The organism is Micromonospora globispora (assembly GCF_003857015.1).
GTDB lineage: Bacteria > Actinomycetota > Actinomycetes > Mycobacteriales > Micromonosporaceae > Micromonospora > Micromonospora globispora.
The window spans coordinates 1-17,311 of record NZ_QGGF01000372.1; the positions used below are offsets into that span (position 1 = coordinate 1).

General features: G+C 70.4%; 22 protein-coding genes and 1 pseudogene. 9 read left to right on the forward strand and 14 right to left on the reverse strand.

What is annotated here, in order from left to right:
• Positions 1–733: oligopeptide/dipeptide ABC transporter ATP-binding protein (locus tag DKL51_RS18830; RefSeq protein ID WP_124812312.1), on the forward strand; the 733-nt coding region annotated here is incomplete at its 5' end.
• Positions 730–2,517 carry a gamma-glutamyltransferase family protein gene (locus tag DKL51_RS18835; protein ID WP_109944575.1) on the forward strand — a complete coding sequence of 596 codons (1,788 nt, stop codon included), beginning with the start codon at positions 730–732 and terminating at the stop codon, positions 2,515–2,517. The genes DKL51_RS18830 and DKL51_RS18835, both read left to right, overlap by 4 nt.
• A 3-nt stretch (positions 2,518–2,520) precedes the next feature.
• On the opposite strand, the gene DKL51_RS18840 is transcribed toward DKL51_RS18835, so the two are convergent.
• Positions 2,521–3,201: a GntR family transcriptional regulator gene (locus DKL51_RS18840; protein WP_109944576.1), complete on the reverse strand. Its 681-nt coding sequence runs from the start codon at positions 3,199–3,201 to the stop codon at positions 2,521–2,523.
• 69 nt (positions 3,202–3,270) lie between these two features.
• Between DKL51_RS18840 and DKL51_RS18845 the strand changes: the two genes are divergently transcribed.
• The gene (locus DKL51_RS18845) at positions 3,271–3,987 is read left to right on the forward strand and encodes a YoaK family protein (RefSeq protein WP_109944577.1); all 717 of its coding nucleotides are present in this window, start codon (positions 3,271–3,273) and stop codon (positions 3,985–3,987) included.
• A gap of 46 nt (positions 3,988–4,033) precedes the next feature.
• Here the strand turns inward: DKL51_RS18845 and DKL51_RS18850 are convergent, their stop codons facing one another.
• The 6 genes from DKL51_RS18850 to DKL51_RS18875 all read right to left on the reverse strand — a co-directional run bounded on the left by DKL51_RS18850 (position 4,034) and on the right by DKL51_RS18875 (position 8,840).
• Positions 4,034–5,662 carry an isovaleryl-CoA dehydrogenase gene (locus DKL51_RS18850; protein ID WP_124812313.1) on the reverse strand — a complete coding sequence of 543 codons (1,629 nt, stop codon included), beginning with the start codon at positions 5,660–5,662 and terminating at the stop codon, positions 4,034–4,036.
• On the reverse strand, positions 5,659–6,258 hold the full coding sequence (locus tag DKL51_RS18855; protein ID WP_109944579.1) for a TetR/AcrR family transcriptional regulator: 600 nt from the start codon (positions 6,256–6,258) through the stop codon (positions 5,659–5,661). The genes DKL51_RS18850 and DKL51_RS18855 overlap by 4 nt, the downstream gene beginning before the upstream one ends.
• A gap of 95 nt (positions 6,259–6,353) precedes the next feature.
• The gene (locus tag DKL51_RS18860; RefSeq protein WP_124812314.1) at positions 6,354–6,695 is read right to left on the reverse strand and encodes a hypothetical protein; all 342 of its coding nucleotides are present in this window, start codon (positions 6,693–6,695) and stop codon (positions 6,354–6,356) included.
• 397 nt (positions 6,696–7,092) lie between these two features.
• On the reverse strand, positions 7,093–7,446 hold the full coding sequence (locus DKL51_RS18865; protein ID WP_109944581.1) for a transcriptional regulator: 354 nt from the start codon (positions 7,444–7,446) through the stop codon (positions 7,093–7,095).
• Complete coding sequence (locus tag DKL51_RS18870; RefSeq protein WP_109944582.1) at positions 7,443–8,138, reverse strand: hypothetical protein; 696 nt, start codon at positions 8,136–8,138, stop codon at positions 7,443–7,445. The genes DKL51_RS18865 and DKL51_RS18870 overlap by 4 nt, the downstream gene beginning before the upstream one ends.
• 246 nt (positions 8,139–8,384) lie before the next feature.
• Positions 8,385–8,840 (reverse strand): VOC family protein, encoded by a 456-nt coding sequence (locus DKL51_RS18875; protein ID WP_109944583.1) that lies wholly within the window; start codon positions 8,838–8,840, stop codon positions 8,385–8,387.
• A 137-nt stretch (positions 8,841–8,977) separates the two neighbouring features.
• Between DKL51_RS18875 and DKL51_RS18880 the strand changes: the two are divergent.
• Positions 8,978–9,244: pseudogene (locus DKL51_RS18880) on the forward strand (transposase); the annotation flags it as partial.
• On the opposite strand, the gene DKL51_RS37195 reads toward DKL51_RS18880, so the two are convergent.
• The 4 genes from DKL51_RS37195 to DKL51_RS36930 form a co-directional block, all read right to left on the reverse strand.
• The gene (locus DKL51_RS37195; protein WP_109944584.1) at positions 9,204–9,479 is read right to left on the reverse strand and encodes a GNAT family N-acetyltransferase; all 276 of its coding nucleotides are present in this window, start codon (positions 9,477–9,479) and stop codon (positions 9,204–9,206) included. The pseudogene DKL51_RS18880 and the gene DKL51_RS37195 sit on opposite strands and share 41 nt — an antisense overlap.
• 2 nt (positions 9,480–9,481) lie before the next feature.
• Positions 9,482–9,976 carry a GNAT family N-acetyltransferase gene (locus tag DKL51_RS18890; protein ID WP_109944585.1) on the reverse strand — a complete coding sequence of 165 codons (495 nt, stop codon included), beginning with the start codon at positions 9,974–9,976 and terminating at the stop codon, positions 9,482–9,484.
• A gap of 73 nt (positions 9,977–10,049) precedes the next feature.
• Entirely contained in the window at positions 10,050–10,265 is a 216-nt protein-coding gene (locus DKL51_RS36925) for an MmcQ/YjbR family DNA-binding protein (RefSeq protein ID WP_311768065.1), read from the reverse strand.
• Positions 10,259–10,468 (reverse strand): hypothetical protein, encoded by a 210-nt coding sequence (locus DKL51_RS36930; protein WP_311768066.1) that lies wholly within the window; start codon positions 10,466–10,468, stop codon positions 10,259–10,261. The genes DKL51_RS36925 and DKL51_RS36930 overlap by 7 nt, the downstream gene beginning before the upstream one ends.
• A gap of 193 nt (positions 10,469–10,661) precedes the next feature.
• Here DKL51_RS36930 and DKL51_RS18900 point away from each other — a divergent pair, with 193 nt between their 5' ends.
• Together DKL51_RS18900 and DKL51_RS18905 are read left to right on the forward strand one after the other, a co-directional pair.
• Positions 10,662–11,777: a WD40/YVTN/BNR-like repeat-containing protein gene (locus DKL51_RS18900; protein WP_124812315.1), complete on the forward strand. Its 1,116-nt coding sequence runs from the start codon at positions 10,662–10,664 to the stop codon at positions 11,775–11,777.
• Positions 11,774–12,070, forward strand: a complete 297-nt coding sequence (locus DKL51_RS18905; RefSeq protein WP_109965322.1) for a MoaD/ThiS family protein — start codon at positions 11,774–11,776, stop codon at positions 12,068–12,070. The genes DKL51_RS18900 and DKL51_RS18905 overlap by 4 nt, the downstream gene beginning before the upstream one ends.
• Before the next feature lie 24 nt (positions 12,071–12,094).
• Here the strand turns inward: DKL51_RS18905 and DKL51_RS18910 are convergent, their stop codons facing one another.
• On the reverse strand, positions 12,095–13,240 hold the full coding sequence (locus DKL51_RS18910) for a hypothetical protein (protein WP_124812316.1): 1,146 nt from the start codon (positions 13,238–13,240) through the stop codon (positions 12,095–12,097).
• A 175-nt stretch (positions 13,241–13,415) separates the two neighbouring features.
• Here DKL51_RS18910 and DKL51_RS18915 point away from each other — a divergent pair, with 175 nt between their 5' ends.
• Positions 13,416–13,730, forward strand: coding sequence for a hypothetical protein (locus tag DKL51_RS18915; protein ID WP_109944589.1), 315 nt, complete (start codon positions 13,416–13,418; stop codon positions 13,728–13,730).
• Between the two features lie 19 nt (positions 13,731–13,749).
• Here DKL51_RS18915 and DKL51_RS18920 read toward each other — a convergent pair whose 3' ends face one another.
• Entirely contained in the window at positions 13,750–14,427 is a 678-nt protein-coding gene (locus DKL51_RS18920) for a response regulator (protein WP_124812317.1), read from the reverse strand.
• The gene (locus tag DKL51_RS18925) at positions 14,415–15,599 is read right to left on the reverse strand and encodes a sensor histidine kinase (protein WP_124812318.1); all 1,185 of its coding nucleotides are present in this window, start codon (positions 15,597–15,599) and stop codon (positions 14,415–14,417) included. Before DKL51_RS18925 ends, DKL51_RS18920 begins: the two co-directional genes overlap by 13 nt.
• A 132-nt stretch (positions 15,600–15,731) precedes the next feature.
• Between DKL51_RS18925 and DKL51_RS36465 the strand changes: the two genes are divergently transcribed.
• Positions 15,732–16,193: a hypothetical protein gene (locus tag DKL51_RS36465; protein WP_260428576.1), complete on the forward strand. Its 462-nt coding sequence runs from the start codon at positions 15,732–15,734 to the stop codon at positions 16,191–16,193.
• A gap of 17 nt (positions 16,194–16,210) precedes the next feature.
• Positions 16,211–17,188 carry an alpha/beta fold hydrolase gene (locus DKL51_RS18930; protein ID WP_260428577.1) on the forward strand — a complete coding sequence of 326 codons (978 nt, stop codon included), beginning with the start codon at positions 16,211–16,213 and terminating at the stop codon, positions 17,186–17,188.
• The last annotated feature ends 123 nt before the right edge of the window (positions 17,189–17,311 follow it).

The following is a 17,311-nucleotide window of genomic DNA, read 5'->3' on the forward strand; positions in this document are numbered from 1 at the left end:
ACAGGGCCCGGCCGGGTCGCTGGACCCGCGCATGCTGGTTGGCGAGATCGTGGCCGAGCCGTTGCGGCTGTCCGGTAGGCGGATCTCCCGGCGCGACCGGGAGGCCCGCGTCGCCACCGAGCTCGGCAGGGTGGGCCTGCGGGCGGAAGTGGCGCGCCGGTATCCCCACGAGCTCTCCGGCGGTCAACGCCAGCGGGTCAGCATCGCCCGGGCGCTGATCTCCGAGCCCATGCTGCTCATCGCGGACGAACCCACCAGCGCACTCGACGTGTCCGTGCAGGCGTCGGTGCTCAACCTCCTCGCCGATCTGCAGCGGGACATCGGGTTCGCCTGCCTCTTCATCACCCACGACCTGTCCGCGGTCGAGTACCTGGCCGACGACATCGCCGTCATGTACCTCGGTCAACTCGTGGAGAAGGGCTCGCGCGAGCGGATCTTCACGCGCCCGGCCCACCCCTACACACAGGCGCTGCTGGCCGCCGCACCGGTGGCCGACCCGGTCCGCCAACGGCAGCGTCAACCGGTGTTGCTCGGCGACGACCTGCCGTCCGCGCTGGATCCGCCGTCCGGCTGCCGCTTCCGTACCCGGTGCCCGCTGGCGTTCGACCGGTGTGCGACCGAGGTACCCGCACAGGTGGAGTTCGGCGGCGGCATGGCCGCCTGCCACCTGGTCCAGCCCGACGGCACCCGGCCCGACGTCCGGGCCGCCGAGACGAGTGAGGTGTTGCCATGACGTTCACCACCAGGCCGACCCTGCAGGGAACCTTCGGGATGGTGTCCTCGACGCACTGGCTCGCGAGCCAGTCCGCCATGGGGATCCTCGAGCGGGGTGGGAACGCCTTCGACGCCGCGGTCACCGCCGGGTTCGTCCTGCACGTCGTCGAACCTCACCTGAACGGGCCTGGCGGTGAGGTGCCGGCCATCGTGGCAACCGTCGAGGACCCCACCCCGAAGGTGCTCTGTGGGCAGGGGCCGGCGCCGGCCGGCGCCACCATCGCCCACTTCCGATCCCTCGGAATGGAACTCATCCCCGGGTCCGGCCCGCTCGCCGCGGCCGTCCCCGGCGCCGTGGACGCCTGGCTACTGCTGCTGCGCGACCACGGCACGCTCTCCCTCGAGGAGGTGCTGGAGCCGGCCATCGGCTACGCCGGCGCCGGCCACCCGCTGGTCGGTCGGGTCGGCGACACGGTGGCCGCCGTGCAGTCGCTGTTCGAGGAACACTGGCCCACCTCGGCGCAGCTCTGGCTGCGTAACGGCAAGCCGCCGGCGGCGGGCGAGCTGTTCACCAACCCGGCCTACGCCCAGACGCTGCAGAGACTGGTCGACGCCGGCCGGGCAGCCGGCTCCGACCGTGCGGCGCAGATCGAGGCCGCACGCCGCGCCTGGGGTGAGGGTTTCGTCGCCGAGGCGGTCGACCGGTTCAGCCCGGAACCCTTCCAGGATTCCAGCGGACGCCCCCATGCCGGGCTCGTCACCGGCGCGGACATGGCCGCCTACTCGGCCACCTGGGAGGAACCGACCACCCTCGACTGGCACGGCTACTCGGTGGCGAAGACCGGCTTCTGGGGCCAGGGCCCGGTGCTGCTGGAGACCCTGGCGGTCCTCGACGCGCTCGACGACCCCCAGGTGTACGACCCGTCGACCGCGGCCGGCATCCACGCCCAAGCCGAAGCGCTCAAACTCGCCTTCGCCGACCGTGAGGCCTGGTACGGCGACGGTGACGTGCCCGCGAAGGCGCTCCTCTCCCGGGAGTACGCGCGGGACCGGGCGGGCCTGATCGGGGACCGCGCGTCAGCGGAGCTGCGACCGGGCCGCCCCGACGGCGCGGAGCCACGTCTCCCTGCTCACGTGCGCCGCAGTGCCGGACGCCGGGTCGACCTAGCGGACCCCACGACGGGGGAGCCCACGGTGCAGTCGGACGGGGTGACCCGCGGCGACACCTGTCACGTCGACGTGGTCGACCGCTGGGGCAACATGATCTCCGCGACGCCGAGCGGCGGCTGGCTGCAGAGCTCTCCCACCATTCCGGACCTCGGCTTTCCCCTCGGCAGCCGCCTGCAGATGTTCTGGCTGGAGGAAGGTCTCGCCTCATCGCTGGCCCCGGGGCGTCGGCCGCGTACCACGCTGAGCCCGACCATGGTTCACCGCGACGGGGAGCCCCTGCTGGCGTTCGGCACTCCCGGTGGCGACCAGCAGGACCAGTGGCAGCTGCTGTTCCTGTTGCGCCATCTCGTCGGCGGTCGGTCCCTGCAGGAGGCCATCGACGCGCCGATGTGGCACACCATCAGCCTGCCGGCCTCGTTCTACCCGCGCGACATCGAGCCCGGCGTCCTCGTGGTGGAGGACCGGCTGGACGAAGATGTTCTGGCGGCACTGCGTGCGCACGGGCACGAGGTGCGGCTGTCCGGCGCGTGGAGCCTCGGCCGCCTGTGTGCGGTGACCCGCGACCCGGGCACGGGGGTGCTGGCGGCCGGAGCGAACCCGCGTGGCATGCAGGGCTACGCCTGCGGCCGCTGACCGTCAGCGGGCCCCGTACCCGGCCTCGGCGTTCTCGTACGCCGCGGCGGAAGCGGCATCGAGATGCGCCAGTGCGGCTCGCTCGGCCCGGTCACCGTCACCCGACTCGATAGCGTCGACCAGCTGGATGTGCTCGGCCCACGAGTGTGGTGCCCGTTCCGCGGCACCCAGCCGGAAGACCCACTGCACATGGAGGTACAGCGCCTTGGCGATCGACGACAGCCAGGGGTTGCCGCTGATCTCGAGGATCCGCAGGTGCAGGGCGCTGTTCAGCTCGGCGACCCGGGGCAGGTCCTGCCGCTCCGTCGCCTCCCGGCCCTGGTCCAGCAGTGCCCGCAGGGCGGCCACGTCCGCCGCCGTCGCCCGCTCGGCCGCCAGCCGGGCGGCCAGCCCCTCCAGGCGCTGGCGGACGGCGAACATGTCCGTGATGGTCGCGCTGCTCGGGGAGGCGACCACCGCACCGCGGCGGGGCAGGATCACGACGAAACCCTCCGCCTCCGCGACGCGCAGCGCCTCCCGGACCGGGTTCCGAGAGACGGCGAAGTCCTCGGCCAGCCGATCCTCGGTAAGCCGCTCGCCGGGGAGGTAGTCGCCGTTGATGATGGCGGTCCGCAGTGCGGCGAGGACCTGGTCGCGTAGCGGCAGGTGTTGAGCGCCGAGCTTGCCCCGCAGGTCTTCAACCAACGTGACCGCCTCTCCGTGAACCGACCAGCAAAGCGTATACGAAGAACAATCTGCGGAGGATAGCCGACCGTGCTGAAAACAGTGCCGACCGTCGTACGCTTTCGGGCCGCGGCGAGGGGCGACCAGAATCTCCTAGGGCGACGGCACGCCCTGGTTGTCGTCCTCACCTTCCTGACCGGCAGCGCCGACGCCGTCGGCTTCCTGGCCCTCGGTGGAGCCTTCTCGAGCGTCATGACCGGCAACATGGTCCTGCTCGGCCTCTCGGCGGGCCGAGGCGACGCCGACCTCGCCCTGACCTCAGGCTGCGCCATCGCCAGTTTCATCACCGGCGTCCTCGCCGGCGCCCACGTCGCCGGCTCGGCGCAGCCGGACGACCCGGTCTGGCCACGCCGCGTCACCCGGGCGCTCGTCCTGGAACTCCTGGTATTCGTCGTTTTTCTCGTCGTCTGGGTGGTCACCCTTCCCAGTCGGTCGGAGCACGTCGACCTTGGGCTCCTGATGCTGTCGGCGGCGGCGCTCGGCGTACAGAGCAGTGCCATTCAACGGTTCGGCGTACCGGGGCTCTCCTCCACCTACCTGACCGGCACCCTCACGAGTCTGATCGCCGGTGTCGCCGCCCGGAGCCCGTGGCGCAGCCTGCGGCCCAAGATGCACGTCCTGATGGCCCTGATGAGCGGCGCCGCTGCGGGTGCGCTGGTTGCCGTGCACCTGTCCGCGTGGTCGCCGGTGCTGTTGATCGTGCCGCTCGTGGTCGTCATCGCCGTGTCCTCGCGCATGGCGAAGTAGGCGCCCAGCAAACGCGCCGCTCACCTGGCCCGCACGAGGAGACGTGTCAGCCGACCTTCGGGGTGGCGCGGGAGATGATCGCGGCGAAGTCGACGCCGGCCGGCAGGGTGCCGTACGCGTGGCCGTGGTCGCCGGCGAGCCGGGAGGCGCAGAAGGCGTCGGCGACGGCGGGGTGGCCGTGCCGGACCAGCAGCGAGCCCTGCAGGACCAGCGCGAGCCGTTCGACGACGCGGCGCGCCCGCAGCTCAAGGTCGGCGGGGTCGGACAGGTCGGCCTGCACCTGGCGGACCGCGGCGTCGAGTCGTGCGTCGGTGCCGGCCGCGGCGCTCACCTCGGCCTGGAACGCCTCCATGACCTGCGGTTCCCTGGCGAGAGCGCGCAGGACGTCCAGTGCGGCGACGTTGCCGGAGCCCTCCCAGATCGAGTTCAGTGGCGATTCGCGGAACAGCCTCGGCATGCCCGACTCCTCGACGTAGCCGTTGCCGCCCAGGCATTCGAGGGCCTCGGCGGCGTGTGCCGGCCACCGCTTGCACACCCAGTACTTGCCGACGGCGAGGGCGAGGCGCTTGAACGCGGTCTCGCCTGCGTCGCCGCGCGCGGACCGGTCGGTCGCACCGGCGAGGCGCATCATGAGGACGGTGGCGGCCTCGGACTCGACCGCGAGGTCCGCGAGCACGTTGCGCATCAGCGGCTGGTCGACGAGGTACCGGCCGAAGGCCTGCCGGTGGGTGACGTGGTGGGCGGCGGTGATCACGCCCTGGCGCATCCCGGCCGCCGCGCCGATGACGCAGTCGAGGCGGGTCAGGTTGACCATGTCGATGATCGTGTGCACGCCCCGGCCCTCGTCGCCGACGCGCCAGGCGACGGCGTGCTCGTACTCGACCTCGGACGACGCGTTGGACCTGTTGCCGAGCTTGTCCTTCAGGCGCATCAGCCGCATCGGGTTGCGCGTGCCGTCCGGGAGGACCCGCGGAACCAGGAAGCAGGTGAGCCCGCCCGGCGCCTGGGCGAGGGTGAGGAAGACGTCGCACATCGGTGCAGAGGTGAACCACTTGTGCCCGACGAGCCGGTAGGTGCCGTCCGGCTCGAGGCGCGCGGTGGTGGTGTTGGCGCGCACGTCCGAGCCGCCCTGCTTCTCCGTCATCGACATGCCCGCCAGCAGCCCCTGCTTGGCCAGCGGCGAGCGCAGCCCGAAGTCGTACGTCGCGGCGGTGAGCAGTGGCTCGTACCGCGCGGCCAGTTCCGGGTTGTGCCGTAGCGCCGGCACCGCCGCGTAGGTCATCGAGATCGGGCAGCCGTGGCCGGCGTCGGGGCGCCACGTGTAGAACTTGGCGGCCCGGGCCACGTGCGCGCCGGGCCGGTCGTCCGCCCACGGCGCGGCGTGCAGGCCGTACGTGACCGCGGTGCGCATCAGCTCGTGCCAGGCCGGGTGGAACTCCACCTCGTCGATCCGGTGGCCGTAGCGGTCGTGGGTGCGCAGCACCGGCGGGTGCTCGTTCGCCAGCCGCCCGTACTCGATGGCCTGCTCGCTGCCGCCCAGCCGGCCCAGCTCGTGCAGCTCGGCGGTGGCCCAGCCGACGCCCTCCCGCTCCAGCCCGTCGAGCAGGGCCGGGTCGTCCGCGGCGTCGTAGCCGGCCAGCGGGGGGACCTGGTTGAACACCTCGTGTGTGGTCACGGCGATACTCCAAGCGCACGGTGGATGAACGCGATCAGGCCGGGAATGGTGTCCCGGCCGGCGACGCCGGCGGCCAGCGGGCCGACCATGGCCTCGGCCAGGGCACCGACCAACGCGGTGGCGGACAGATCGGGATCCTGCGGGGGCAGCTCGCCGCTCGCCACACCCTCCGCGACGTAGCCGGCGATCAACTCCGCGTACGCCCGGCGGAAGACGAGCCGCTCGGCGTCAACCGCCGGGTCGACCGGCTCGGCGAGCAGGGCGTACGCCAGCCGCGGGGACTGCAGGGCACGGCCGGAGAAGGTCTCGACTACGGCGGAGACTCGCTCGGCGACGCCGGTCTCCAGTGCCGCCGCGCGTGCGACCGCGTCGACCTCGCGCTGCGAGGCTGTCCGGAACACCTCGGCAAACAAGTCGGCCTTGGTGGGGAAGTGGCGGTAGACGCTGCCGGTGGCCAGGCCCGCCCGCTCCGCGACGGCCGCGACGGAGCAGCCGGCGTACCCGTGCGCGGCCATGATCTCGAGTGCCGCGGCGATGATCCGCTGCCGCGAAGCGCTCAGCCGAGCCTTCACGCGCTCGGTGCTCCGGTAGGCCATGCAAGGATTGAACCACCGTTCAATCCTTGGCGGCAAGGTGCCGTCTCGCGTCCGTCGGGATCGGCGGCCGGCCCACCAACTGACGCTGGCCCGAGTCAGACGGGGTAGTCCGTCCGATGGACGTAGGTGAGCTGGTCTCGGTCGACGCCCCAACTGGTGAGCAGATCGTTTAGCTCGTTCTCGTCTTGCGCCTGTGCGACTCGCAGGTCGGTCATGCCGTCACCTGGCCCGATGCACCGGTCGCTGTCGATGTAGCTGGCTTCAAACTCACGGTGGAACAGGTTGAAGGCCTGCTTGTCGCCGGTGGGGGCGACATGCCGGATCGGGTAGATGGCGATCCAGGCTCGGCGGTCGGGGCGGGAGGCGGGGACCTCAGCGACGAGTTGCTGCCCGCGGCGGAGCGCGGTGCGTAGCGCCGTTGGCCATCCTTCAGTCACGGCGACGATTGAACCACCGTTGGCTTGTCTGACGAGGTGGGTGAAGGTTTCGCGAGCGAACGATGAGGGCTTCGAGCTGACCCGCGGCTTGGATGCGGGCCTTCATGGCTCCCCGTCGGGGCGACGCGCAGGGCGCGGATCATCTCGACCTGTCCGTGGCGGGTCTTCGGGGTGCCACTGGCGCGGCCGGAGAGCGTCGAGTCTCGGGACCTCGGTGACAGGGCCGCTTCCGTCCCAGGTGATGCCTAACGGATGGCCTAGATCCTTCGGGAGAAATGGCCGCGGCCAGTGACGACGCCCTCGATGTGGGCCAATCGCTGGCCCCGCGCTTGGGTAGCTGAGCTAGCTGGTCGGCAGTCGCCAGGGTTGCAGGACTCCCGCCGGTCGGTTGGTGTCGCTACTGGCCGTTGGCCGTCTCGACCCGGGTGATCAGTAGCTTCAGCCGGGCGATCTCCTCGGCGAGCGCGGCGTTGCCCGCCGCGGTGAGGGTGATCCAGGTCCGGCCGCGCCGCCCGGCATAGCCCTTCTCGATTTCGACCAGGCCGGCCGTCTCCAGCACGCTCAGGTGTTGGGAGAGGTTGCCGGCGGTCAGTTCCAGCTGGGTGCGCAGGTAGCCGAACTCCACCCGGCGGGCCTCGTGCGCGATGGTGAGGATGCCGAGGCGGACCCGCTGGTGCACCACGTCGTCGAGCCCGGTGACCGGATGCGCGGATTCGTTCTCGTCCGCCGGGGTGTCGGCAGGACCGGTCATCGGGGCCGCCGCAGCCGTTGCGCCAGCGCGAAGCCGGCGCTGCCCAGCAGCAGCACGCCGCCGTTGATGACCAGGTGGGGTACGAACCAGGTGTGCGGACCCCAGTGCGCGCCCCAGCCGAAGTTGATCGGCACCAGCACCACCGTCAGGTATCCGAGGGCGAACAGCAGCAGCGCGACGTGCCGCTCCAGCCAGGCCAGCACCAGCAGGGCCACCCCGATCGCGCCGGGCGGGGCGAGCAGCCGGGACAGGAACTGGACGAAGGCGGACGGATCCTCCGGGTAGGCCGGGTGGAGGCGGACCCACACCGCCGCGAAGGCGAAGCCCAGCCCGACGAGCGCGACGCCGGTGACCGCGTACGGCAGCACCCGGGCGTCCACTCCCCGGGCCCGGGCGACCCGCAGGTATCCGCCGGCGATCACCACGTACGCCAGGACCAGCGCCGCCAACCAGTAGAACGTCACGGTCTGGAGCCAGACCTTGCATACCTGACCGTCGCCCACCGCCTGGCAGTCGCTGACGACCGCGCGGCCGTACCGGTGCACCGGGATCGCCCCGAAGATCACCAGGGCCAGCACCAGCAGCGGCAGCCACGTCACCCGCTGCGCAAGACGAACTCGGCGCGCGAGGTCGCGCGCATCAGCCAGCAGCCGGCGGGGGTCGCCGCCGGCGGGTACCGAATTAGTGGTCATGCAGACAGGTTTGCACACCAAACCGATTGGCGCTAGTGGGTTGCGGATGAGAAGCATGTCATCGATCGCTGAATAGTTGATCTTGGCGTTCATGTTCGTCAGCATTCGTCGGCGCTGCCCGCTCACCTGCCGCGATTCGCGCCCCTGTCACAGATCGTGAGGCCCCCGCGAAGCGTCCTGATGATCATGTCAGGCATCAGGTGGGACGCAGGTGGGCGGTCTCGAGACGTGCGTGACAAGGTTCGGCTAGACGACGCAGAACTCGTTGCCCTCCGGGTCCTGCAGCACCGCGGCGTAGAACTCCATGCCCGGCTCATCCATGATCCGAAGCACGATGGCTCCGGCCATCGTCAAGCGTTCCACCGTCGCGGTGACCCGCTGGGTGCGAAGCGCCAACGGCACGTCGCGCCCTCCGCCCACCTTCAGGTCGAGATGTACGCGGTTCTTGGCAACCTTCGGCTCCGGCACCCGTTGGAACCAGACGCGCGGCCCCCGTCCCGTGGGATCGACGATGGACTCCGAAAATTCTCCGGCGCCCGGGGGCAGCTCGTCCTCGGGCACTCCCATGTCGAACCAGTAGTCCCGCCACGTCGCGTGGCCGCGTGGTGGCGCCTCGGGCACGTACCCCAGCGCTTCTGCCCAGAACGGGACCAGCCGGCGGGGATCGCTGCAGTCGATCACCAGTTGCAACGTCATCTCCATGCCTGGACCCTTTCAGACGGCTACGACAAGCACGGCCCAGCGAACGTAGGCGAAGTGTCACGCAGGTAGCGATACCGATCTGTCACCGAGGTCCTGGGACCGGACAGGCACGGGCGGAAAGTGGCCGGAGTCGGACACCCGGACGGCCCCGCAAACGACCCGACATTCTGATCGCCGACAAGGGCTACGCCCACAACGCCACCCGCGCCGAGCCTTGCGGCAACGCGGGATCCGGCATGTCATCCCCGGGCGATCGACCAGGTCGCCCATCGGGCGGCCAAGGGCAGCGCCGGCGGGCGACCGCCAACCATCGACGAGACCACCTACCGCAAGCGCAACGTTGTCGAACGCTGCTCAACCGACTCAAGCAATGGCGAACTCGCCGGCCGCGTTCGCCTGACCGGCGACAGCGGCAAGCAGTCGGCGCCCAGCTCCTTGACGGCGGTGGGAGGCATCCACCGCCATCCCCCAGAAGTATCGGGCTGGCTTTCCAGGCTCGTCCCGGCACGGCCACCTCACATGCGAGACCACTGCGACGACCGCATCCCCGCGCGGTAGCCCGAATGTCACCTCCACCGCGACCTCTACGAGATCCACGCAATCACAGTAGGACCCGGTTGAACAAGATCGGCAGGACACGCCTAGTCGGCGAGACTCTTGGCCAGGAGATGCTCCCGGCGCACGCCGTCGGGCATGAGGTCGCCGAGCTCGCCCGTGTCACGGAAGCCGTTCCGCCGGTACAGCGACCAAGCATTCCTGTTGCCCTCCACCACGGCCAGCCGCAGCGTCCCCGCGCCCACCAGCCGGGCCCACTGCTCGACCGCCCGCACGAGGTGGTCGCCCACGCCGCGGCCCCGCCCCACCGGCGCCACGTACATCGAGATCAGCTCGACCACCCCGTCCTGCTCGGTCGGCACCCCGCTGGCCATCCCGACCGGCTGCCCGTCGAGCACTGCCACCACGTTGTACGAGCCGGGGATGGCGAGCCGAGCGCGCCAGCGTTCTTCACGGTCGCCGTCGCCCTGCCAGTCCGCCAGTTGTGAACCGAAGGCGTACGCCGCCTCCGTGAGCGCGGCGAGACGCAGTTCCCGCCAGCTCTTCCAATCGCCCTCGCCGAGCACACGCGTTTCGATCACCCGCGAAGGCTGCCGGAGGTGTGGGGCCCAGGCAACGCAGTTTCCGCTGTACGGAGGGTGCAGGCGTACGTCGCTAACCGAGCGCGGCCGGCCGGTCGAGCAGGGCAACCAGCTTCTTCGGCGCCAGGACGCAGTAGCTCTCGGTGAGCAGCTCGGCGACCTCGTCCCAGTCGACGCCGTCGTCGAGCACCATGCCGACGACGTCCGCGCCCCAGCCCGGCTTGAAGAACGGGTGGCCGCTGGCGATCAGCCCGGCGATCTCGTCGCCGGGCGATCGGAACGTCAGCATGCAGACGGGCTGGCCCGTCGCGGCAGCGCGGCGTAGGCCGCCTGGTGATCGGGGTCGACCGTGTAGACGTGCGCGAACGTGCGTTTGCGAATCCGCCACCGCGTGCCCACCCAGGCCGCCTCCTCATAGGTCTCCGGCAGCCCGAGGCAGACCGGCCGGAGCCGGTCGAGGATCTCGGGCGGAACGTCTCCAGGGCCAGTCACGCTCGCGACGCTATCCGCCTCATCCGACAAGTCCCGCCTCCCCTCGTCGTCATCGCACGCCAGCGTCTCGTCGGTGGTTCGGGGCGCCCATTTGTCGTAGCGGGAGAGTAAGACTGACTGAGGCCGATGAGTTCGGCCGTGGAGGACGGCCTTACCCGAGAGCATGGTCGACGAGAACGAAGGGACCGAGGATATGAGCGGCGTACGAGTGCTGGTGGGCACACGCAAGGGCGCGTTCACGTTGACGTCGGACGGCAGGCGCGGCGACTGGACGGTCGACGGGCCGCACTTCGGCGGCTGGGAGGTCTACCACCTCACCGGGTCCCCGGTTGACCCGAACCGGCTCTATGCGTCCCAGTCGGGTGGCTGGTTCGGGCAGCTGATCCAGCGCTCGGACGACGGCGGCAAGAGCTGGACCACGGTCGGCAACGACTTCGCGTACGAGGGCGAGGCCGGCGAACACCTGTGGTACGACGGCACCCCGCGTCCGTGGGAGTTCAAGCGGATCTGGCACCTGGAGCCGTCCCGGGATGACCCCGACACCGTGTACGCGGGTGCGGAGGACGCCGCCCTCTACCTGTCGACCGACGGCGGTCTGAAGTGGAAAGAACTCACCGCCCTGCGTACGCACCGGACCGGGCCGACGTGGCAACCCGGCGCCGGCGGGATGTGCCTGCACACGATCATCCTGGACCCGGTGCACAAGGACCGGATCTACGTCGCCATTTCGGCGGCGGGCGCGTTCCGTAGCGACGACGGCGGCGCCAGCTGGCTGCCGATCAACAAGGGCCTGCGCTCGGGGGAGATCCCCGACGCGGACGCCGAGGTCGGCCACTGCGTGCACCGCATCACCCAGCACCCGTCCCGGCCGGACACCCTGTTCATGCAGAAGCACTGGGACGTCATGCGCAGCGACGACGCCGGTGCGAACTGGCGCGAGGTCAGCGGCGACCTGCCGTCGGACTTCGGGTTCCCGATCGCGGTGCACGCGCACGAGCCGGACACCATCTACGTGGTGCCGATCAAGAGCGACTCCGAGCACTTCCCGCCGGAGGGAAAGCTGCGCGTCTACCGCAGCCGCACCGGTGGCGAGCAATGGGAGCCGTTGACCAACGGCCTGCCGCAGTCCCACTGCTACGTCAACGTGCTGCGCGATGCGATGGCGGTCGACACACTCGACCCGTGCGGGATCTACTTCGGCACCACCGGTGGCCAGGTCTACCACTCGGCGGACGGCGGCGACAGTTGGGCGCCGATCGTGCGGGACCTGCCGGCGGTCCTCTCCGTGGAAGTCCAGGCGCTGCCGTGATCCGGGTCGTCCTCCCGGCCCACCTGAAGAACCTCGCCCATGTCACCGGCGAGGTACGTCTCGAGGTGGCCGGTCCGGTTACCCAGCGCCTGATCCTGGACACCCTCGAGGCGCAGTACCCGATGCTGCTCGGCACCATCCGCGACCGCCACAGCGGCAAGCGCCGCGCGTTCGTCCGCTTCTACGCCTGCGAGCAGGACCTGTCCAACGACTCGCCGGACACACCGCTGCCCGAGGAGGTGATCGCCGGCAAGGAACCGTTCATCATCCTCGGGGCGATGGCCGGGGGATAGGGCATCGCTGCCGGCCCCGGTCTTCTACGGCGAGACTCGTACCTCTACGGAGCTGATGAACCACCGAAAGTCGGACGTGCTGTCAATGGACACGTCGTTTGTGCCGCTGATGTCGAACGAACGCGTCCCGGCGCACACGACGACGGACTGATCCGCAGGCACCGGTCCCGCGCTGAACAGCTGTGCGAAGTAGTGGGCACCGCGGGTCAACTTCTCCTGCAGAAAGCTCTCGTCGTCGTCGGTCTCCTCGTCGAGGACCGACATCTGGGCATACGACGGCTCGGCCACGTTGGGATGCAGGACGTCGAACATCAGGAAGTTCTGCTGGCCCGTGCGGGAGTTCGACCATCCCCACTCGTCCTCTGTCTCCAGGCGGTGCGTCGCCTCGACGCATTGCGCATCGATGAGGACCTCGACCAGACCTGTCGTCGGCGGGACGAAGGCGAATGCCACCGCGCTGAAGCCATCGCCGGACGCGTAGTCGAAGTCGCCGGCGTCGCTGTCCTCCATCGTGATCGAGATGCCCACGTCTCCGACCGACGGGTTCAGCGTGTGGATCCGATCAACGACGAAGTTGTCATTGTGCACCGGGACGAAACCGAAGTTGAACCCGAAGAACGGCGGCCGGAAGACTTCCCACCGGTGCGGACCCTGGCTGTCGTCGGGATCAAAGACTCCCCAGGGCAGCGCCCGATCATGGAACGGAGACAGGCTCAACCATTTGTCGAGGTTCTTCGAGAGGTGAAAGCCGGCGCTGATGTTTTCGCCGGCCGTGAAGACATCGGCGATCGCCTCGTGGTATTCGGTCCCGATCGCGGCCAGCTCGTCACGCCTGATGTCTCGACTCCGCAGGAATGCGTCGGCCTTCTGCTTCCTGGCTTCGTTCAATTTGTCGTAGCTGGCCGCCAGACCTTCGGGCGGCTGAAGCAGATCACGAAAAGTCAGCCGCTCCTGGCGCATCAGGTCCCGCAAATCCGCCCAGTTGTCGTCGCCCACAAGGCGCCGCAGCCGGTCACTTGCCTTGGCCGACAGTTTCGCGGCTGCGCGGCTGCGCTTCTCGGTGATCTTCCGTAGGCGCTTCTCGCGCTCCTTGGCCGCCGCGTCCGCCGATCGCTGCGCTTCCGCGGGAAACTGGCTGAAATTCCGAATCGCCTTGCACGTATCGAACACGTGGACCACCCCACCAATGCCTCGCGTCCATGCTGCTCCGAGATCTCTCTGGGTGGCCATACGGGTTGTGCCATGTTTGCAACACCGCATCTACCTTCAAATGCAAATCAATCAGACTTTGATCCGCCGCGCCCGGTGCTTGTCGGCTGGCTCGCGTCGGGTCGACAATCGACCCATGCCTACGAAGACGCACATCCCGCGTCTCGCCTGGGACGCGGCCCGGGCCATCGTCGACGCCTCGGCCGACCCGGCCCGGGCGGTCTCGTTCGCCGACTGGCTCGATACCCACGCCGGTCGCCCATACGGACAGTTGGTGATCGAGTGCCGAGACCGGCTGGCCGCCGCCTACGGCTTCGAGTCAACGGCGGTTGAGGCCGGCATTTGGCGCGTTCGCCTCGATGACCTGCTCCACGACCGACCTGACCTGGTAGAGCCACTGGCCGAGCTGATCCGGGCTACGGCCGACACCACGCGGCCCGGCGCCGCGTGATCGCAGGAGCCGTCCGCGCCTACCAGGGCAGCTCGGCGTCGTGGATGAGCAGGGCAACCTGGACGCGGTTGTTGAGTTCCAGTTTGGTCAGCAGCCGGGACACGTGACCCTTGACGGTCGGTACGCTCATGCCCAGCTCGGCGCTGATCTCCGCGTTCGACATTCCACGGCCGAGCGCGACGGCCACCTCCCGCTCCCGATCGGTGAGCTGGGCCAGGCTGGCCCGGGCCTGGCTCCGCCGGGGACCCGCCGCCGGGTCGGCGATGTGGTCGATGAGCTGTCGAATGACGGCGGGCGACAGGGTGGCCGCGCCGGAGGCGACGGTGCGGATCGCCTCGATGATGTCGCGCGGCGGCGTGTCCTTGAGCAGGAAGCCGCTGGCGCCGCCGCGCAGTGCCTCGAGGACGTACTCGTCGGCGTGGAAGGTGGTCAGGACGATCACCTGCGGTGCTGACGGCCGGCACCGGATGCGCTGCGTGGCGGTCAGGCCGTCGACCTTGGGCATGCGGATGTCCATGAGGATCACATCCGGCCAGTGGGCGTCCGCGAGCGACACCGCGTCTGCGCCGTCGCCTCCCTCGGCGACCACCTCGATGTCGGGCGAGCCGCCGAGGAGGATGCGAAGCCCGGCCCGCACCAGCGGGTCGTCGTCGACGATGGCCAGCCGGATCGGCCGATCCCGGGTCAGGCCGGCCATGGCAGCCAGGCCTGGAGCCGGAACGTGTCGCGGTCGACGCCGTACGCGATCCGGCCGCCGGCAAGCGCGACCCGCTCGCCGAGGCCGACGAGGCCCATCCCGGCGCCCGGAACCGCCGATCGCCCTGGCGTGCGCGGGCAGGGGTTGGTGATCGTGATCCGTAGGTCCTCGCCGGCACTGCCGTCGAGGAGCACGTCCACCGTCGCGTCGGGGGCGTGCTTGCGGGCGTTCGTCAGGCCCTCCTGCACGAACCGGTATGCCGTGCGGCCGAGGACGGCGGACGGGTCGGCCGGCGGTACCCGGCAGGTGTAGCGGACCGTCATCCCGGTGGCGCGGGCGCCGTCGACGAGTTCCGGCAGGTCGGTGAGGTCCGGCTGGGGCGGCTCCGGCCGCCCGGCCGCATCGTCGCGAAGCACCCCGATCGCGGTACGCAGCTCCTGTAGCGCTTCGTGCGCGCTGTCCCGGATCGCCCCGGCGGCAAGCGCGATCTCCTCAGGCCGCGCGTCGGTGCGTACCTCCAGGGCCCCTGCGTGCAGGCTGACCAGCGACATGCGGTGGGCGAGGACGTCGTGCATTTCCCGGGCGATCCGGGCGCGTTCGGTCAACCGCGCCTGGTCGACGCGCAGGTGTTGCTCGGCTTCGAGGCGGGCCGCTCGCTCGCGCAGCGAGCGGGTCAGCCGCCGGTGCGCCTGCACGAACAGTCCCCAGCCGATCGCGGCGACGGTGAGTCCCGCACGCACCACCACGTCCACCCAGAGCGGGAATGACGGATGGTCGTGCAGCAGCGAGTACACCGGGCCGAGCAGGACGTGCGCGGCGGCGAGCGGCAGCACGACCCGCGCCCGGCGGCGGATCGCGACAGTGAACAGCGCGACCATGATGGCGCCGGTCGCCATCACGGACACCGCACCGAACGGCAGCAGCGCCAGGGCGAGCGCGAGCGGCCAGCGCCGGCGCACCACCAGGGTGAGCGCGCAGGCGGTACCGATGGCGACGTCGACCGGCCACGGCAGGGCCGCCCCTGGCGTGGTCGCGTCACCGAGGGGCACCATGACCGCCCCGTAGGCCAGGGCCAGCCCGATCGCGATCCCGTCGGCAACCCGGTTACGCAGCGCCGACCGGGCGCTGCCCGTTGGCTCGGGCACCAGCAGGGCGAAGAGCAGGGCCGACATGTGGGCAGCCTACGAGGCCGAGGCGCTTGTCGGGACCTACCAAAGTCGTGGCCGGTACCGGACCCGGGGCGGGGGTCGGCACCCGACCGCCGGCCGATGTGTGCCGCCGCCGGTTCGGCACATCCTCGGCCCATGACAGTCACGGATCTCTGGCGACCGGCCATGGTGGTGGTACCTGCGGCCGCGTGGGGTGTGGCCGCTGCCCGCTGGACGCCGCGTGGGCCGTTGACCAACGCCGAGGCGCTGTGGGCGATCGGGATCAGCGCCGCGGTGGGCCTCGCCGCCGGGTGGATGAGTCGCTCGCGGTGGTCGATGCTCACCGCTCCCGCGGCCTTCGTGGTGGCGCTGGAGGTGACCCGGATGGGGGTACGCGGACCGTCGGTGGACGCGCCGCAGCTGAGCCCGTTCGGGATCATCGCCCTGGTCGGCGGCCGGGGCGTGCACGGCGTCCTGTCCGTGCTGCCGCTCGTGCTCGGCGCCGCCTATGGCGGGGGTCTGCGCCGCCGCACCCGGCGCGGCGCCGTGCCCGGCGGCCCCGCTTTCCGGCACCGTCGCTGGCCGAGCGTGGTTCGGCGGGCGGGCACGGGCTGCTGACCGTTGCGCTGGCGGCCGTGACGGTGGCGGTGGCCATTCCCGCCCGTACCGCCCCGCTCGGCCCGCGCGGGGTCGCTGAGCTGACCCAGGTCGATGTCGGCGGCTACCGGCTGGGCGTGATGATCCGTGGCGTCGACACCGCGGCCCCGGTGCTGCTGTTCATCCCCGGCTCGCCGGGCGGCACCGAGATCGGCACCGTGCGCCGCTACCTCGGCGCGCTGGAACGGCGCTTCGTGGTGGCGACCCTCGACCGGCGCGGCGGCGGTTCGTCGTACCCGGCGCTGGACCCGACGGCGACGGTGACGCTGGACAGCGAGGTCACCGACACGCTCGCCGTCACCGACTACCTCCGACGCCGCTTCGGGCAGGAGAAGATCTACCTGCTCGGGCACTCGGGCGGCTCCATCGTCACCGTGCTCGCCGTGCAGCGCCACCCAGAGAAGTACCGGGCATACATCGGCACCGGCCAAGCGGTCGACCTCGTGACCACCGACCGCATCGCCTACCACGACATCCTGGCCTGGGCCCGGTTCACCGGTCGGAACGGCCTGGCCGCGCAGCTGCTGGACCAGGGCCCGCCGCCGTACCGGAGCGTCTACCGCTACGAGCCGATCATGATGTACGCACCCCAGGCGTACGACTACGACCACACCCCGAACGCGCCGGGGGCCACCGGGTTCACCATCGGCGTCGCCGAGTACACACTGCTCCAGAAGGTCCACACGATGAACGCGATTCTCGACACGTGGAGTGCGCTGTACCCCGACATGCAGCACGTCGACCTCCGACGCGACGTGCCGCGCCTCGCGGTACCGGTGTACTTCGTGCAGGGCGGACACGAGATGCGCAGCCTCGCCGAGCCCTTCCGGGACTGGTACCAGCAGTTGGACGCACCCCAGAAACACCAGTACGTGTTCGAGACCGCCGGGCACCGCGCCATGTTCGAACAACCAGACCGCTTCGTCGCGGTCATGGCCCGAATCCTGGCCGGCTAGTGCCTCGTCTTTGAACGTTGATCGTGTAATCCGTCGGTTCTGAGGATGTGTCGGGCAGGCTGTCTCTCATCGTTCACGGTGGGAGGTGGTGGCCGGTGGGCAGACGCCCGGAGGTGTTCGTCC

Bases quoted from the DNA above. Each gene is read 5' to 3' on its own strand.
- DKL51_RS18915 (WP_109944589.1), top strand. From the start codon at position 13,416: ATGCCTACGAAGACGCACATCCCGCGTCTCGCCTGGGACGCGGCCCGG.
- DKL51_RS18875 (WP_109944583.1), bottom strand. From the start codon at position 8,840: ATGGAGATGACGTTGCAACTGGTGATCGACTGCAGCGATCCCCGCCGG.
- DKL51_RS18925 (WP_124812318.1), bottom strand. From the start codon at position 15,599: ATGTCGGCCCTGCTCTTCGCCCTGCTGGTGCCCGAGCCAACGGGCAGC.
- DKL51_RS36465 (WP_260428576.1), top strand. From the start codon at position 15,732: ATGACAGTCACGGATCTCTGGCGACCGGCCATGGTGGTGGTACCTGCG.
- DKL51_RS18870 (WP_109944582.1), bottom strand. From the start codon at position 8,138: ATGACCACTAATTCGGTACCCGCCGGCGGCGACCCCCGCCGGCTGCTG.
- DKL51_RS18865 (WP_109944581.1), bottom strand. From the start codon at position 7,446: ATGACCGGTCCTGCCGACACCCCGGCGGACGAGAACGAATCCGCGCAT.
- DKL51_RS18900 (WP_124812315.1), top strand. From the start codon at position 10,662: ATGAGCGGCGTACGAGTGCTGGTGGGCACACGCAAGGGCGCGTTCACG.
- DKL51_RS18920 (WP_124812317.1), bottom strand. From the start codon at position 14,427: ATGGCCGGCCTGACCCGGGATCGGCCGATCCGGCTGGCCATCGTCGAC.
- DKL51_RS36925 (WP_311768065.1), bottom strand. From the start codon at position 10,265: ATGCTGACGTTCCGATCGCCCGGCGACGAGATCGCCGGGCTGATCGCC.
- DKL51_RS18855 (WP_109944579.1), bottom strand. From the start codon at position 6,258: ATGGCCTACCGGAGCACCGAGCGCGTGAAGGCTCGGCTGAGCGCTTCG.
- DKL51_RS18835 (WP_109944575.1), top strand. From the start codon at position 730: ATGACGTTCACCACCAGGCCGACCCTGCAGGGAACCTTCGGGATGGTG.